14 protein-coding genes and 1 other RNA gene are annotated in these 16,060 nt (G+C 45.2%); 5 read left to right on the top strand and 10 right to left on the bottom strand.

The genetic code is table 11. From position 1 onward, the window contains the following. Positions 1 to 137 precede the first annotated feature (137 nt). The 3 genes from petB (at position 138) to FIS9605_RS0101615 (ending at position 2,266) form a co-directional block, all read left to right on the top strand. Complete coding sequence (gene petB, locus FIS9605_RS0101625; protein ID WP_026731030.1) at positions 138 to 785, top strand: cytochrome b6; 648 nt, start codon at positions 138 to 140, stop codon at positions 783 to 785. A 265-nt stretch (positions 786 to 1,050) separates the two neighbouring features. Next, on the top strand, positions 1,051 to 1,533 hold the full coding sequence (petD, locus tag FIS9605_RS0101620; RefSeq protein ID WP_026731029.1) for a cytochrome b6-f complex subunit IV: 483 nt from the start codon (positions 1,051 to 1,053) through the stop codon (positions 1,531 to 1,533). 289 nt (positions 1,534 to 1,822) lie between these two features. Further along, positions 1,823 to 2,266: an ATP-binding protein gene (locus FIS9605_RS0101615; protein WP_026731028.1), complete on the top strand. Its 444-nt coding sequence runs from the start codon at positions 1,823 to 1,825 to the stop codon at positions 2,264 to 2,266. A 184-nt stretch (positions 2,267 to 2,450) separates the two neighbouring features. On the opposite strand, the gene ssrA is transcribed toward FIS9605_RS0101615, so the two are convergent. From ssrA to FIS9605_RS0101560, 10 genes are all read right to left on the bottom strand, one after another. Beyond that, positions 2,451 to 2,839: a transfer-messenger RNA gene (ssrA, locus tag FIS9605_RS40265) on the bottom strand. A gap of 163 nt (positions 2,840 to 3,002) precedes the next feature. Then, positions 3,003 to 3,950 carry a F0F1 ATP synthase subunit gamma gene (locus FIS9605_RS0101610; protein WP_026731027.1) on the bottom strand — a complete coding sequence of 316 codons (948 nt, stop codon included), beginning with the start codon at positions 3,948 to 3,950 and terminating at the stop codon, positions 3,003 to 3,005. A 90-nt stretch (positions 3,951 to 4,040) separates the two neighbouring features. After that, positions 4,041 to 5,561 (bottom strand): F0F1 ATP synthase subunit alpha, encoded by a 1,521-nt coding sequence (gene atpA / locus FIS9605_RS0101605; RefSeq protein WP_026731026.1) that lies wholly within the window; start codon positions 5,559 to 5,561, stop codon positions 4,041 to 4,043. Positions 5,562 to 5,718: 157 nt separating this feature from the next. Further along, positions 5,719 to 6,273, bottom strand: coding sequence for an ATP synthase F1 subunit delta (gene atpH, locus FIS9605_RS0101600; protein WP_026731025.1), 555 nt, complete (start codon positions 6,271 to 6,273; stop codon positions 5,719 to 5,721). Positions 6,274 to 6,275: 2 nt separating this feature from the next. Continuing rightward, entirely contained in the window at positions 6,276 to 6,821 is a 546-nt protein-coding gene (locus tag FIS9605_RS0101595) for a F0F1 ATP synthase subunit B (RefSeq protein WP_026731024.1), read from the bottom strand. 318 nt (positions 6,822 to 7,139) lie between these two features. Continuing rightward, positions 7,140 to 7,571 carry a F0F1 ATP synthase subunit B' gene (locus tag FIS9605_RS0101585; RefSeq protein ID WP_026731022.1) on the bottom strand — a complete coding sequence of 144 codons (432 nt, stop codon included), beginning with the start codon at positions 7,569 to 7,571 and terminating at the stop codon, positions 7,140 to 7,142. 155 nt (positions 7,572 to 7,726) lie between these two features. Further along, complete coding sequence (atpE, locus tag FIS9605_RS0101575) at positions 7,727 to 7,972, bottom strand: ATP synthase F0 subunit C (RefSeq protein ID WP_016874655.1); 246 nt, start codon at positions 7,970 to 7,972, stop codon at positions 7,727 to 7,729. Positions 7,973 to 8,095: 123 nt separating this feature from the next. After that, positions 8,096 to 8,851 carry a F0F1 ATP synthase subunit A gene (gene atpB, locus FIS9605_RS0101570; protein ID WP_026731021.1) on the bottom strand — a complete coding sequence of 252 codons (756 nt, stop codon included), beginning with the start codon at positions 8,849 to 8,851 and terminating at the stop codon, positions 8,096 to 8,098. Positions 8,852 to 8,952: 101 nt separating this feature from the next. Further along, complete coding sequence (locus FIS9605_RS0101565) at positions 8,953 to 9,405, bottom strand: ATP synthase subunit I (protein ID WP_026731020.1); 453 nt, start codon at positions 9,403 to 9,405, stop codon at positions 8,953 to 8,955. A gap of 202 nt (positions 9,406 to 9,607) precedes the next feature. Beyond that, positions 9,608 to 10,792 carry a class I SAM-dependent methyltransferase gene (locus FIS9605_RS0101560; protein ID WP_026731019.1) on the bottom strand — a complete coding sequence of 395 codons (1,185 nt, stop codon included), beginning with the start codon at positions 10,790 to 10,792 and terminating at the stop codon, positions 9,608 to 9,610. 261 nt (positions 10,793 to 11,053) lie between these two features. Here FIS9605_RS0101560 and FIS9605_RS0101555 point away from each other — a divergent pair, with 261 nt between their 5' ends. Together FIS9605_RS0101555 and FIS9605_RS0101550 are read left to right on the top strand one after the other, a co-directional pair. Beyond that, positions 11,054 to 11,773, top strand: coding sequence for a 2-phosphosulfolactate phosphatase (locus FIS9605_RS0101555; protein WP_026731018.1), 720 nt, complete (start codon positions 11,054 to 11,056; stop codon positions 11,771 to 11,773). 572 nt (positions 11,774 to 12,345) lie between these two features. Then, entirely contained in the window at positions 12,346 to 15,756 is a 3,411-nt protein-coding gene (locus FIS9605_RS0101550) for a phycobilisome rod-core linker polypeptide (protein WP_026731017.1), read from the top strand. Positions 15,757 to 16,060 lie beyond the last annotated feature (304 nt).

The following is a 16,060-nucleotide window of genomic DNA, read 5'->3' as shown; positions in this document are numbered from 1 at the left end:
AGTACTTCAATTCCCAATGCCCAATTCCCAATTCCCAATTCCCAATCCCCAATCCCCAATTCCCGATACCCAATCACCAATTCCCAGTAATTAGGGAGATTTATTAACCGCGATCGACTCTAGGAACTTGAGATTGTATGGCCAACGTTTACGACTGGTTCGAGGAGCGCTTAGAGATTCAAGCGCTTGCTGATGACGTTACCAGCAAATACGTCCCTCCCCATGTCAACATCTTCTACTGCCTGGGTGGAATTACTCTGACTTGCTTTTTGATCCAGTTTGCTACTGGATTTGCCATGACATTCTACTACAAGCCAACCGTTACGGAAGCTTATGCCTCCGTGCAGTACATCATGAATGAAGTGAGTTTTGGTTGGCTGATTCGCTCCATCCACAAATGGTCTGCAAGCATGATGGTGCTGATGATGATTCTGCACGTTTTCCGGGTTTACCTCACAGGAGGCTTCAAAAAGCCCCGCGAGTTGACCTGGGTAAGTGGAGTCATCCTGGCAGTAATTACCGTTTCTTTTGGCGTGACTGGCTATTCTCTGCCTTGGGACCAAGTTGGCTACTGGGCTGTGAAAATCGTTAGCGGTGTACCAGAAGCTATCCCCGTGGTCGGCACATTAATTTCCGAACTGTTGCGCGGCGGTTCCAGCGTTGGACAAGGAACGCTGACTCGCTACTACAGCGCTCACACCTTTGTGCTACCCTGGCTCATTGCCGTTTTCATGTTGCTGCACTTCTTGATGATTCGCAAGCAAGGAATTTCTGGTCCGTTGTAATTGAGTAGGGGCGAAGCGTTCTTTGTGGTAGATAGCCCTTGAGCTATAAATTCTTACTGCAAATTCTTCGCCTGTAGAGTAATAGGCATTAGCTTTCAGTTTCCAGATTCAGTTGTTTGTTTTAAACTTGTGAAAAATAACAAATTTATTGACACATAGAAGACAGAAAAACAAACAATAGCATCTTAAGCTGAAAGCTAGTGCTTTCAGCTCGAGGCTTAAACAAATGCTTTAACTCGACGTAAGCAGGAGAGCACATTTAAAAATGGCAACACTAAAAAAACCAGACCTCAGCGATCCTAAGTTAAGAGCCAAACTTGCAAAAGGCATGGGTCACAATTACTATGGTGAACCTGCTTGGCCAAACGACTTACTCTATGTCTTCCCTGTTGTAATTATGGGAAGCTTCGCTTGTATCGTGGCTCTAGCTGTTCTTGATCCAGCTATGGTTGGAGAACCAGCAAATCCCTTCGCCACACCATTGGAAATTTTACCAGAGTGGTACTTATACCCTGTATTTCAAATTTTGCGTTCAGTTCCTAACAAACTTTTAGGGGTATTATTGATGGCGTCCGTACCCTTGGGACTGATCCTTGTTCCCTTTATTGAGAACGTCAATAAGTTTCAAAATCCTTTCCGCCGTCCTGTAGCAACAGCGATCTTCTTGTTTGGTACTTTGGTTACCATTTACTTAGGTATCGGTGCTACCTTACCATTAGACAAATCCCTTACCTTGGGACTGTTCTAAATCAGTCACGATAAAGCTTTTTGACGCCTGTGAGTTTCTCAGCAAGTGCAAATGTCAATGTACTTTTGAGAAAATTTTACAGGCGTCAATTTTAATAATCCGGGTTGCATCTGAGATTTTAAATTTTTTAGATTTTAAATTTTGGATTAAAATGCTATTCCAAAATCTAGAATCTGTAGATTACAACAGATAAGTAATTAGGTGTAAAAACATAACAACTAAGTTGTTTATTTATGCCTACCTACTTGCAAAGATTTTTACCCACACATATACATTTAAGTCAAGGTCAATGCTTAGCATGGTGCAGCAAGACCATCTGACGGTTAAGAGCGAACTAGAGCTTCTAAACCAGGTGCAACAGTGGTTTGAACAATTCTGCCTACAACATTTGTCTAAACTTGGTTGGTCAGAAAGCCAACTGTATCGTTTGAACCTAGCATTAGCAGAAGGTTTTACCAATGCCGTTCGTCATGCTCATCATGCTTTACCTCCGGAAACAACCATTGAGATAGACGTTTCTCTCTGGATTGATCGACTAGAGATTAGAATCTGGGATTACGGCAAACCTTTTAATCCTGATGCGATCGCCGAACCAGAACCAGGTACTCTACAAGTCGGGGGGTATGGATGGTTTCTCCTGCGGCGCTTGGCTGACCGAGTTGCCTACGAACGTGGTACAGATGGTAGAAATTGTCTGCTCATCGTCAAATATGGTCTACAACGACAGCAATAAGGGTTTTGTGTAAATTTTTACTTGTAAGTTCCACCTAATAAATTATCGGAGCATTTTCAAACTTGGCAACAAATGCTACTGAATTTTTTGTTAATGTATCAGCGATCGCTAGCAATCTGAACTTTAGCCATCAAACAAAATCCACCTAAATACTACAGCTTTAGGTGGACTTGCAACTTATTCTTAGTGGATCCGAGCAGAGTCGAACTGCTGTCCAAACTGGGTATTGACCCCCCACTCGTTCACAGGCTTAGCCTTTCTTACCCTCAAGGCAGGGAACGTTCATTATCCCGAACGGCAGGATGCTCTGATTAAGTCTTTGCTAACAAGTCCACCAGAGAAAACTTATTAGCGCATCCGTTGGGGTTTGCCTCTAGCCCTTAACGGAGTCAGACTAGAAGCGCTCGAACCTATAAGAGGCTATTAGGCAGCTACAAGAGCTTCCTTACGAGCAAATTTTACGATGTTGTTCGCATTTACTTTTTTTTGAGCCTTGGATTTACGAGAGGAGACTCACTCTCGACCTGAATCACAGGGCAGCTTTCGCCAGCCTGTCGAAACCGTTACGGACCCATGAGGTCATATACTCTTATTATAGTGTGCGGTTGTCAAATGTGCCACTATCTGCTTGAAAACTAAAAAGATTTTGCTTGGTGTCTTAGTGCCTTGGTGGTGAAAAAATGTCTTTTAAACCACAAAGACACTAAGACACAAAGGTAAAAATCACCTGATTCACCTAAGTAAGTGCTTCAGCGCCGCCCACAACCTCAAGAATTTCCTGGGTAATTGCCGCTTGCCGTGCTTTGTTGTAAGACAGGGTAAGGTTATTGATCAATTCACCGGCGTTATCGCTGGCGTTGCTCATAGCTGTCATCCGCGCGGCTAGTTCGCTGGCAGCAGATTCTTGCAGCGCCCGCAATAGCTGGTTAGTCAGATAGAGAGATAGCAGAGAATCCAGAATTTGCAGTGGATCTTGCTCGAAAATCATATCGCGGGGGAAAGGGCGGACTTGAGTAGTGACTTTTTGCCGTTCTACTTCAAACTGACCACCACGAGTTGTCAGACGGAATATTTCGTCATCTGCGGTTTCTAGACCTTGGGTGTCAAGGGGAAGCAGAGTTTGCACTACCGGACGGGAACTAACCAAAGAAACGAAACGAGTGTAAATTAATTCGATGCGATCTACGCTTTCTGATAAAAACAGGGAAAGCAGTTCATTGGCAATGTTAGATGCTTCCGCAGCGGTGGGAATTTGTTCTAAGCCAGAATAGGTAGCGTCAATAGGTTGGTTACGACGCTGGAAGTACTGGGTAGCTTTACGCCCTACGATCACAAATTTGTAATCTACACCTTCTGCCTTGAGTTCGTTGGCGCGAGTTTCCGCACGTTTAATCACGTTATTGTTGTAGCCACCGCACAGACCACGATCGCCTGAAACTACCAACAGCCCCACTGACTTAACTTCCCGTTTTCTCAGCAAAGGCAAGTTGGCTTCTTCAAACCGCAGACGGGCTTGCAAACCGTAGAGTACTTGTGCCAGGCGATCGGCAAAGGGGCGAGTAGCTAACACCTGTTCTTGAGCGCGACGAACTCTTGCGGCAGCTACTAGCCGCATAGCTTCTGTAATTTTTTTGGTATTTTTTACTGACTGAATGCGATCGCGTATTGCTTTGAGATTAGCCATATTTTTGTCCTGAGTCCCTAGTGATTAGTCATTTGTAGTCATTAGTCATTAGCGATCGCCAATGACCAATGACCAATTACCAATGACTACTTACACTGTTGCTAAGAATGTCTTCTTGTATTCATTGATAGCTTCTTTCAAAGCTGCTTCTTCGCTATCACCCAGTACTTTCTGTGATTGTACTCCTTGTACGTACTTAGGTTTGCTGGTCTTTAAGTACTCCCGCAGACCCTTGGAGAAGGTAGTAATTTTATCTACAGGAATATCATCTAAGTAACCGTTAATACCAGCGTAGAGAATGGCTACTTGCTCGTATACTGATAGCGGAGAGTTTTGCGGCTGCTTCAGGAGTTCCCGCAAGCGCTGGCCCCGTGCCAGCTGATCTTGGGTAGCTTTATCAAGGTCAGAGGCAAATTGCGCGAAGGCTTGCAATTCATCAAATTGCGCTAACTCCAGCTTCAACTTACCAGCAACTTTCTTCATTGCCTTGGTCTGAGCAGCGGAACCCACGCGGGATACGGAAATACCAGGGTTAATGGCGGGACGAATACCAGCATTGAACAGGTCAGAAGACAGGAATATTTGACCGTCGGTGATAGAAATCACGTTGGTGGGGATGTAAGCAGACACGTCACCTGCTTGAGTTTCGATAATTGGCAGGGCGGTCATGCTGCCTTTACCCAATTCGTCACTCAGCTTAGCTGCCCGTTCCAACAAGCGGGAGTGGAGGTAGAATACGTCACCAGGATAGGCTTCCCGTCCGGGGGGACGACGCAGCAGCAGGGACATTTGGCGATAAGCTGCGGCTTGCTTGGAGAGGTCATCGTAGATAACGAGGGTAGCTTTGCCTTTGTACATGAAGTACTCAGCAATTGAGGCGCCAGTATAAGGAGCCAGGTATTGCAGGGACGCAGGGTCACTGGCGTTAGCGGCAACAACGATGGTGTAATCCATTGCGCCCTTGTCCTGCAATGTCTGTACGACGTTAGCCACGGTGGAAGCTTTTTGACCGATGGCAACGTAGACACAGATTACATCTTCTTCTTTTTGGTTAATGATAGTGTCGATCGCGATCGCTGTCTTACCGGTTTGGCGATCGCCGATAATCAACTCCCGTTGACCGCGACCGATAGGAATCATCGCGTCGATCGCGGTAATACCAGTTTGCAGGGGTTCGTGTACAGACCGACGTGCCACAATACCAGGTGCTGGAGATTCAAGCAAACGGGTTTCAGTGGTTTTGATTTCTCCCTTACCATCAATTGGACGACCCAAAGCATCGACAACGCGTCCAACCAAAGCTTCTCCCACTGGCACCTGAGCAATTTTGCCTGTGGCGGTAACGGTACTGCCTTCTTGAATTTCATGGCCTTCGCCCATCAGCACTGCACCGACGTTATCTTCTTCCAAGTTGAGGGCGATGCCAATCGTACCATCTTCAAACTCTAACAGTTCTTGAGACATGGCCTTTTCTAGACCATAGACACGAGCAATACCATCACCTACTTGCAGAACGGTACCAACGTTAGCAACTTTGACTTGTTGGTCGTATTGCTCGATTTGTTGCTGAATAATGCTGCTAATTTCGTCAGGTCTGATGCTAATTGCCATTTTTCTATCTTCTTTGTTTCGAGACGGAAGCAGTGAAAGTAAAATTTTAGATTTTAGATTTTAGATTAGAAGTTTATTTCTGATGACCTGATTGCCAATCTAGAAATAATTAGCAATTGGCTAATTCCCAATCCAAAATCCTAAATCCCAAATCGATTTAGGCGCTAGTTAAGCGCAAGGACAAGCGACGCAGTTGACCTCGCAAACTAGCGTCAATTACCTGAGAGCCTACTTTGATGATGACACCACCAATGATATCGGGGTCAATTCTGGTTTCTAGTTCTACTTCGCGAGCGTTGGTCATTCCTATGACCTTTTCTTTAACTGCTTGTTGCTGCGCTTCCGAGAGAGGAACGGCAGAAACCACTTCTGCTAACACTGTTTGCTTGAGTTGCCGCAAAAGCGCCAAATATTGTTGGCAAACATCTTCCAACAACATAATGCGCCGTCTATCTACCAACAGCATTAAGAAATTACGGAGATATGTGTTAGCACCTTCACCAAGAATACGGTTGATAACTGCTTTTTTGTCCTCAGCCTGAATAAACGGGTTGTCAAGAAACTTTTGCAGTTGCTCACTCTGTGACAGTAAACTCAGCAATGCACGCACATCATCGCCGAACTCTTCTGTGAGATTTCTTGATTGCGCTACCGACATCAAAGCCTCTGCGTAAGGAACGGCTACTTCTGTTAATGCTACATTACCTTTCATCCCTAGCCTCCTAGTAGCGCGATACTACGGTCAATTAGTGTTTGTTGAGCATCGTCGCCAATTCCACTACGGAGTTCGGACTCGGCTTTTTGCAATGCCATAGCCACTACCTGCTGCCGCAGTTGAGCAAGCGCCCGTTCTCTTTCTGTATCTAAATCGCGAGCAGCTGTTTCTCTCATACGTTCCACATCTTCTGCTGCTCGTGCCAAAATTGCCTCACGAGCTGAGCGAGCATTTTCTTCAGCAGCTTTGCGGATTTGCTGCGCCTCTGCTTGTGCCTGGGTCAACTTTTGCTGTACCTCGGAAAGTTTGATCGCTGCTTCTTTTGCGCGTTCTTCTGCTTCCCGAATCGCTGTTTCAATATTTGAGCGTCGCTCGTTTAGTGTGTTACTTATAACTTTACGCCCAAAATAAAATAGAACGCCAATCAGAATTGCCAGGTTAATTATATTGGTTTCAAGAATGTTGAAGTCAAGACCGAAACCGCCTTGCGATTCTGCTTCTGCCGCCTCTGTGGCTACTAATAAGACAGTTCCTATGATACCCATCTACAACTGCGCTGCTCCCTTGCTAATATCAGTTAGAACTTTCCCAAAGGAAAAAAGTGCCACTTTCGACTAGCAATTTTAGATTTTAGATTTCAGATTTTAGATTTTTTGATTTATACCTCGGCCAAGCGTGGTCGAAAATAATCCAAAATCGCTAGTCTAAAATCTTTAATCCCTATTCCCTTGCGGGTGGGGTCAATCCAAAATCCAAAATCGTAAATCCAAAATTGGTTGACACTTAATTCAGCGCTCACCGGACTAATGCCCCGCAGCGCGTATGCTTTTTGGAACCGATGTTGTAAGCTATCAAAAATCACTTTATTTAACTAAAGTGGGTCCCAAGAGTTTTTCCAGAATCTGCCTGCTGAAGGCATCTACCTGTTGCTCTAAGGAACGTAAAGCTTCCTGCTTTTGCTGTTCTATTTCTTGAGCCACTTGTTCTCGTTGAGCCTGAGCTTCTCTTTGTGCCTCAGCGATTTTCTCGGCAGTAATTTGTTGAGCTTCAGCTTGAGCTTCAGCCACAACTGCTTGAGATTGCCTGCGAGCTTCTGCTAGCTGCCGCTCATATTCTTTGGTCAATCGCTCGGCTTTGGCCAAGCGTTCCCGAGCTTCAAGGTTATTCGTTCGGATGTAATTATCCCGATCGTCCAGTGCCTTGGTCAATGGCTTATAGAAAATCACATTTAAAACAGCTGCCAACAGCAGGAACTGCAATGCCATCAAGGGCAAGGTAGCATCGAAATCAAACATTTCTCTCCTCTTTGGCTGTAACAGCAGTTTTCATGGCAAGCAATAATGAATTCAACTTTTCATCGTAATACTCTAGAGACCCTATAACCATAAAGGGTAAATCTAGATTAGAGACGTGAGTCATCACGTCTCCAAACTACGAAAAGTTTTAGAGTCTAGGAAAAGGGGTTAGCAAACAGCAGTACCAGAGCAATCACCAGACCGTAAATTGTCAGTGATTCCATGAACGCCAAGGTTAACAGCAGAGTACCGCGAATTTTTCCTTCTGCTTCTGGCTGACGGGCAATACCTTCTACTGCTTGACCAGCAGCATTTCCTTGACCAATACCAGGGCCAATCGCAGCTAAACCAATTGCTAAAGCAGCAGCGAGAACTGAAGCAGCAGAAATCAATGGATCCATGTCGATTTTCCTTACCTTAAGTACACAACGAACGGTTTTTGATTTGAGATTTTTGATTTTAGATCTGGAACCGAATTCAAAATTCGGGTATCCAAAATCTAAAATTACATCAACTGAGGACTGTTAATGTCCTTCATGCTCTTCACCACCATGCCCCTCCATGGCCTCATGTATGTAAGCTGCTGCTAAGGTGGCAAAAACCAGGGCTTGAATAGCACTTGTAAACAACCCCAGAGCCATTACCGGCAGAGGCACAAATAGAGGAACCAAAAGAACTAGTACCGCCACCACTAATTCATCCGCCAAAATGTTGCCAAAAAGACGGAAGCTTAGGGAAAGAGGTTTGGTGAAATCTTCTAGAATCGCGATTGGTAAAAGAATCGGTGTTGGCTCGATATACTTTTTAAAGTAACCCAAACCGCGCTTGCTAAAACCGGCGTAAAAGTAAGCCAAAGAAGTCAACAACGCCAGTGCAACTGTCGTATTGATGTCATTAGTCGGAGCTGCCAATTCACCAGATGGCAGTTTGATGAGCTTCCAAGGAACTAAAGCGCCCGACCAATTCGATACGAAGATAAACAAAAACAACGTGCCGATAAAAGGCACCCAAGGACGATACTCTTTCTCACCAATCTGGTTTTTCGTCAAATCCCGAATAAATTCCAAGGCATATTCCATAAAATTTTGTATGCCACTAGGAATCCTCTGGATGTTCCGAGTAGCAGCTAGTGAAGCTACCACTAGAATGCCAATTACAAACCACGAGGTGAGAAAAACTTGTCCATGTATTTTTAGATTACCCAATTGCCAGTAGAAATGATTTCCTACCTCTAATTCGGCAAGGGGAACAGAATTGAAGAAGTTCAGAAAATTGAGCATTTTCTTCCCATATCAATTACTTCTCCAATATTACTTGGAGAACAGGAACTAAGAGCCTTGTGTGGATTTACTTAAGGCAAACTCACATTGGCTTTTCAAGGTTATCGAGGTGTCGGCAAGCCAGAGATAAACGCCTCTCTGACTACATAGATGATGAGCGTTGCTTTATAAGTGAGAAATCCCAAAAATATGGGCAAAATTTGTAGTTCATTCCACCGGGATGCCAGTAGGATTATGACTACTAATAGGGCCAACCGATTTTTATTCAGCTGCCGCTTTTCTGGGCCCAAACGCTCAACATCTTTTGCCAACATCCTCATGTAAAGCATACCCGTAAATGCCCCAAGAATATAATTCAGGGCAATATTTAGGGAATAAAAAATCCACACAGAGATAAAAATAATCCCCGTTAAGACAAGTGTGATTAGCAAAAACTCCTGGTAGAGTTTGTAGAACTCTTGCATAGAGTTTACTGGTTCTGCGTCCTCAAAACCAGATTGAGTATCTTGTCGTGTTGTCGGTGTGGGATCAGTTGATTGATCGGACAAGCTCACGGGACTTGAAACCAGTACAGCTAATGATGTTGACTGCACATTCAGTCAGCTAAATCATATCACGATAGAGTAACAATACTTTAGAAAAAAACAATTAACTTAGTCATTGGGGATCGGGGATTGGGGATTGGGGATCGGGGATTAGGAACTAGGCAAAGGTAATTTCCCAATCACCTATCACCTATCCCCGATACCTTATTTTTCAGGTTGGTGTTAACATAATCAACTGCTGCTTCAGAAGCGATCGCACTTGCTTTAACTCTAGCGGCTCATCATCCCTGAAAATTTCCGCGACTGTTTTCTTCCCCTCACAGGCTTGCAGAAATTTTAATTCGGCTTCCGACAAGTTGACTATTTGGTAATCATAATTAAATACGCACTGGCTCGGAAACCCATCTATACAGGGATTGCGTTCTGGAATCGCTGCCATTAAAGCATCATCGGCTGACCAGTCGGCTTTGGTTATTGGTGGACGACCAAGGAAAAACTCATAGTGGGTTACTTCCGGGTCTAGCAATTCTATCAAACGGTAACGTTGGCGATCGCTTAACCTAACTGCCCGTTCAATTAGTTCCGGTGCTTTGCGCAAAAGTCTCTCCAATTGCCAAAAACCAGGATTTGAGAAGCCGAGAAACTCTAATCCTGAAGCGTCGATGAGTTCAAACAGCGTGTCTATATTGTAATCAATTTCCTGGGGATGGACATACATGTCAGCAAAGCATTCATCCCGCTGATTTTCCAAAGACCAACGTTCTCTTTCTCTCTTGACAATTCTATTATTTTCTGGCAAAGCAGAAAATATTTTTCGTCCTACCTGTACACCATCGCGGTAATCGCCCTGTTTGTCACCTTGGAGGAGAGCGATCGCTTTTTGCATCAGTTGAATTTCCCAGCGTCCCAACTCTCCATACACGAAGATGTGCATTAAACCGCTTGGTGCTAATTTCTTTGCCAAAGCTTGAATACCGCGAATGGGGTCGCCTAAGTGGTGCAGTACCCCCACACAGTTAATGAAATCAAACTCACCCGGAAGTTGTTCGACGTCGTACAGGCTAAGATGGTGGAACTCGACACGATTTGCTTTGGAACGTTTGCAGCGTTCTCGCGCCACTTGTAGCGCCCCAGCACTAAGATCAATTCCGACTACAGAAGCGTAGGGGTTGAGGTGAACCAAGTACTCTGTTCCCACCCCCGTACCGCAGCCAGCATCTAAAATGCGGATGTCTTGTTTTTGGGGTTTTTGTCCGGTGCAGAAGTTATAAGCAGCTAGCCAATTCCAGCGCCAGTTGTAGCCTGGGGGTGGTTGATCGAGCAACGGTTCTGGAGGGAAGGGGTAGGTATCGTAGAGTTTGGCAACAGCAGTACTAACAGTTTGAGAGTCGGACATTTCAGGAGCTTTGATCGCAGCATATTTGAGTTTATCTAATGCTGGATACTCAATGTGACACATTTTCTTGTAGTTTTCTTGTGGGACGGGCGACATGAGCCGTCTATTCATCGAGTGCGGGCAAGATACTCATCCCACAATTAATACCATTTTGGATTTTAGATTTTGGATTTTGGATTGGGAATTACTGTCTCTATTGGGGTTCTGTCAATCCATCTGTCGCAATCATTTTTTAAATTGGTATAACTTGAAAATAAATTAATGATTTTTGACCAATCAGAATTTGACCTGCGCTGTGAGTGGAGTTATCAAGGTATTACTCACCTAGCTCCCATTAGTGATGTGGTTGTGATAGTTGATGTTTTATCTTTTTCTACCTCTGTAGAAATAGCCACCAACAACGGCGCGATCATTTTTCCCTACGAGTGGAAAGATGAGTCAGCGCATGATTATGCCAAATCTTTACAGGCGCAATTGGCAGGCGATCGCACTTCCAAAGACAGTTATTCTCTCTCACCTGCATCACTAATTAAAATTCCGGTAGGAACAAAACTAGTTTTGCCATCTCCTAATGGTTCTTACCTCACTTTACGAACTGGCAGAACACCTACTTTGGCGGGTTGCTTGCGGAACTGCGAAACTGTGGCAAAGTGGGCTCAAAAATATGGTTCCAAAATTGCAGTTATTCCCGCAGGTGAAAGGTGGGAAGATGGCACGTTAAGACCTGCTTTTGAAGATTTGATTGGTGCTGGGGCAATTCTTAGTTATCTTAATGGCAGTTTATCACCGGAAGCTGAAATTGCTGTGGCAGTATTTCATGATTTTAAAAAAAATTTGCTGGCTTATTTGAAAAAATGCAGTTCAGGTAAAGAGTTAATTGCACGCGGGTTTGAATCAGACATTGAAATTGCAGCAGCTTTTAACGTGAGTAATTGTGTACCTTTGTTTATAAAAAATGCTTATGTGAAACAGTTTATGTAATCATAAAACCTCTTGCAAAAGTCAATGTTTTAAATGCGACCACAGATACACACAGATAGATTATCCGTGTTCATCAAAAGGGGCATAGGGTATGGGGCAATGGGCATCGGAAAAAACAAAAGGGGTAAGGGGAAAAGAGGAGCGTAAGCGCCCTTGGAGGTTCCACGCCACGTGCTTTATGCCGGGAAACCCGTCCACCGCAGTGGCTCCTCAGTTGTAGCGACTGGCAACAAAGGTGAAAGGTTAATAAATTCCTTTACCCTTTAACCTTTACCCAATCCCCAATCCCCAAGTTGGATCTTTGTTACCTATAGATACAAAACTTCGATTTTTTCTCATAAACCTGAAGCATCAGCGTTAAAAAGCCGATACATCAACGCTACAGTTTCTACATACTTCTTAATAAAGCTCCTGATAAATCTCAAAACGTTCTAATCTAAAAGCTGACTGGGTTAATTTTTTCTGGCAACTTAGCAGGCGGCACAGGGAAAGCATGAATATACCGATGTGTCAAGCCTAAAGTGACCCAGACTTAACACATAAACGCATATGATGGGAGTTTTACAAATCCGATGAGTGTTAAGGCAAGTGGTGGAAGCTCAGTTGCGCGTCCGCAACTATATCAAACCCTAGCTGTATCAACAATTTCCCAGGCGGAGCAGCAAGACCGTTTTCTGGGAGCCGGAGAACTAAGTGAACTGGCAAGCTATTTTGCATCTGGTGCAAAACGTTTAGAAATTGCCCAGGCGCTCACGGACAATTCCGAAATTATTGTCTCTCGCGCTGCCAACAGGATTTTTGTTGGTGGTTCGCCGATGGCTTTTTTAGAAAAGCCTAGAGAACCAGAAGTGGCGATGGCTGTGGCTGCAGCTGCGGCAACAGCGGATGTAAGAGAAGGAATGAAACTGGGAACAGTCACCTACGTAGAATCTCGTGGTGGCTTCCTAGAAAATTTACGTTCCATCTTTAACACTTCACCCAGCGGCCCGGTTCCACCAGGTTTCCGACCAATTAACGTCGCCCGTTATGGCCCTGCTAATATGGCTAAGAGCTTGCGGGACTTATCGTGGTTCCTGCGCTATGCTACTTATGCGATCGTGGCTGGCGACCCCAATATTATCGCCGTGAATACGCGCGGTCTGCGGGAAATCATTGAAAACGCTTGCTCTGGTGAAGCTACAATTGTTGCTTTGCAGGAACTGAAAGCTGCTGCGCTTTCCTATTTCCGCAAAGACTCTGAGGCAACAGACATTGTGTCTCAGTACATGGATGTTTTAATTACAGAATTCAAAGCACCCACTCCTTCTAATAAATTACGGCAACGTCCATCTGGCGACCAACAAGGTTTACAACTGCCCCAAATTTACTTTAATGCGGCAGAACGACGTCAGAAGTTTGTGATGAAGCCTGGTTTATCCGCAGCTGAAAAAACTGAGGTAGTCAAGGCAGCATATCGGCAAATCTTTGAGCGTGACATTACCCGCGCTTACAGCTTGTCGATATCTTATCTAGAATCCCAGGTCAAAAATGGCGACATCTCAATGAAAGAGTTTGTTCGCCGTCTTGGTAAATCTCCACTTTACCGGAAACAATTTTACGAACCATTTATTAATAGCCGCGCCCTAGAACTTGCTTTCCGCCACTTTTTGGGACGGGGGCCAAGTAGCCGGGAAGAGGTACAAAAATACTTTGATATTGTTTCCCGAGGCGGTCTGTCAGCCTTAATCGATGCGCTGGTAGACTCTGAGGAATACTCTGACTACTTTGGCGAAGAAACGGTACCCTATATCCGGGGTCTCGGTCAAGAAGCCCAAGAATGTCGTAACTGGGGTCCGCAGCAAGACTTGTTTAAGTACAGCGCACCTTTCCGGAAAGTACCGCAATTTATCACAACTTTTGCGGGTTACAACCAGCCGTTGCCTGACCAGCATCCCTACGGTTCCGGTAACGATCCTCTGGAAATTCAGTTTGGGGCAATTTTCCCGAAAGAAACTCGCAACCCCAGCAGCCGTCCTGCTCCTTTTGGTAAGGATACAAGACGCATTCTCATTCACCAAGGGCCAGGAATTAATAACCAAACTGGCAACCCAGATGCTCGCGGTGCGTTTCCTGGTACTCTGGGACCAAAAGTGTTCCGCTTGGATCAAATTCCCAGAACCTTAAGCAAGGGAACTGGCAAGGGAGCAAGTGTAAAATACTCCGAAAGCTCTACCCAAGCCGTAATTCGTGGGGCTTACCTGCAAGTATTTGGTCGCGATGTCTACGATGGTCAGCGCCTGAAAGTACAAGAAATTAAGCTGGAAAACGGCGAAATTTCCGTACGCGAGTTTGTCCGGGCTTTGGCGAAGTCGGATCTGTTCCGCAAGCTCTACTGGACACCTTATTATGTGTGTAAGGCGATCGAGTATATCCACCGCCGCTTGTTGGGTCGTCCGACCTACGGTCGTCAAGAAAACAACAAGTACTTTGATATTTGCGCCAAGAAGGGCTTTTACGCACTGATTGATGCCATCATTGACAGCGAAGAGTACAGCCAGGCATTTGGCGAAGATACAGTTCCATACGAACGCTATCTTACTCCCGCAGGTGTGGCATTGCGGAAACTGCGCGTTGGTAGCATCCGCGAAGATGTCGGTGCAAAAGTCGAGAAGCAAGAAACACCCATGTTTGTACAAATGGGTGCAGTCACCGAAACACGGACGGAACCAGATATCCAGTCCCGCATCAACCAAGGTGTCAGCAAAAAGCGCGAACAAAGGAAAATCTTCAAGTTGGTGGCTGGTACTGGCGACAAAGTCGCGGTACAAACTGTTATTAGCGCCGCCTATCGGCAGATTTTCGAGCGGGATATCGCACCCTACGTTGCTTCTTCTAGAGAATTCAAGGTCTTGGAAAGCAAGCTGAGTAACGGCGAAATAACCGTTAAAGAATTCATTGAAGGTTTAGGCTGTTCTGGTCTATACCTGAAAGAATTTTATGCCCCCTACCCCAACACCAAAGTAATTGAACTGGGAACCAAGCATTTTCTAGGACGCGCTCCCTTAGACCAGGCAGAAATCAGGAAGTATAATCAGATTCTAGCAACTCAGGGGATTCGCGCATTCATCCGGACAATGCTGAATACTCCAGAATATTTGCAAGCGTTTGGTGAAGATACGGTTCCTTACAACCGCTTTGCGACCTTGCCAGCGGCGAACTTCCCGAATTCTCAAAGACTGTATAACCAGTTGACCAAGCAGAACAAGGATATTGTTGTTCCTAGCTTTGAGTCGACCAAGCCGCGTATGGATGTGGCGCAAATGCCAATTATGGCGAAAGCGATCGCAGATATGGCAGCGAAAGCAAGGCAAATCGATAAGAGCAAGCCGCTGTTTATCGAACTGGGTCGTTCTTACAACGATGGACGCGGACAGTCAGTAGAAGTGGGTGTAGGTACAACCCGCCGCAAACCCGCCCGCATTTACCGCATGACTGTAGGAGCAAACCAAGCAGAAATGCAACAGGTAATGAATGCTATTTACGTTCAGGTAATGGATGTATTTAGCGGTCAGGTTCCTGAGTATTTCCGCCGCAGCGATCTGGAAAGCAAACTGCGGAACGGGGAAATCTCCGTACGCGAGTTTGTGCGTGAACTAGCTAGTTCCGAAATTTATCGCAAGCGCTTCTACACTCCGTATCCCAACACCAAGGTGATTGAATTCCTCTTCCGTCACCTTTTGGGACGCGCACCAGCAACTCAAGCGGAAATTCGCCAGTACAACAAACTACTGGCTGATGGCGGTTTGAGAACTGCTGTAGAAGCGATGGTAAATAGCCCAGAGTATACCCGTTACTTTGGCGAGGATGTAGTGCCTTATCAGCGCTTCCCCTCCTTGCCTGCGGGTAACTACCTCGGCAGTGTCCAAGCAGCAGCTGACTTAGTGAAGCAGTCTTGGTCTAGCTTGTCACCGTCCGTACTAACAGGACGTTACAGTCAAGGTTAAAGCCTAGGGAGGACAAGGGCATAGGGCAATGGGCAACGGGCAACGGGCATAGGGCAATAGGCATGGGGCATCGGAAAAACAAGAGGGGGAAGGGGAAAAGGAGAAAAGTGAAAGGTTAATAAATTCTTTTACCCTTTACCCTTTACCCTTTACCCTTTACCCTTTACCCTTTACCCAATCCCCTATGCCCTATTTGCAATCTTTCGTAACATTGCTTTAATATTGTTGCTGCAACAGCAAACATGAAAAAGAATGTTACAAACTGTTAAAAGCAGTCATATATGCTCAACATAATGCCCGAAAA

It is taken from the genome of Fischerella sp. PCC 9605, assembly GCF_000517105.1.
Classification (GTDB): Bacteria; Cyanobacteriota; Cyanobacteriia; order Cyanobacteriales; family Nostocaceae; genus PCC9605.
The sequence above is the reverse complement of the archived record's forward strand: the minus strand, read 5'-3'. Positions and strand labels throughout refer to the sequence as shown.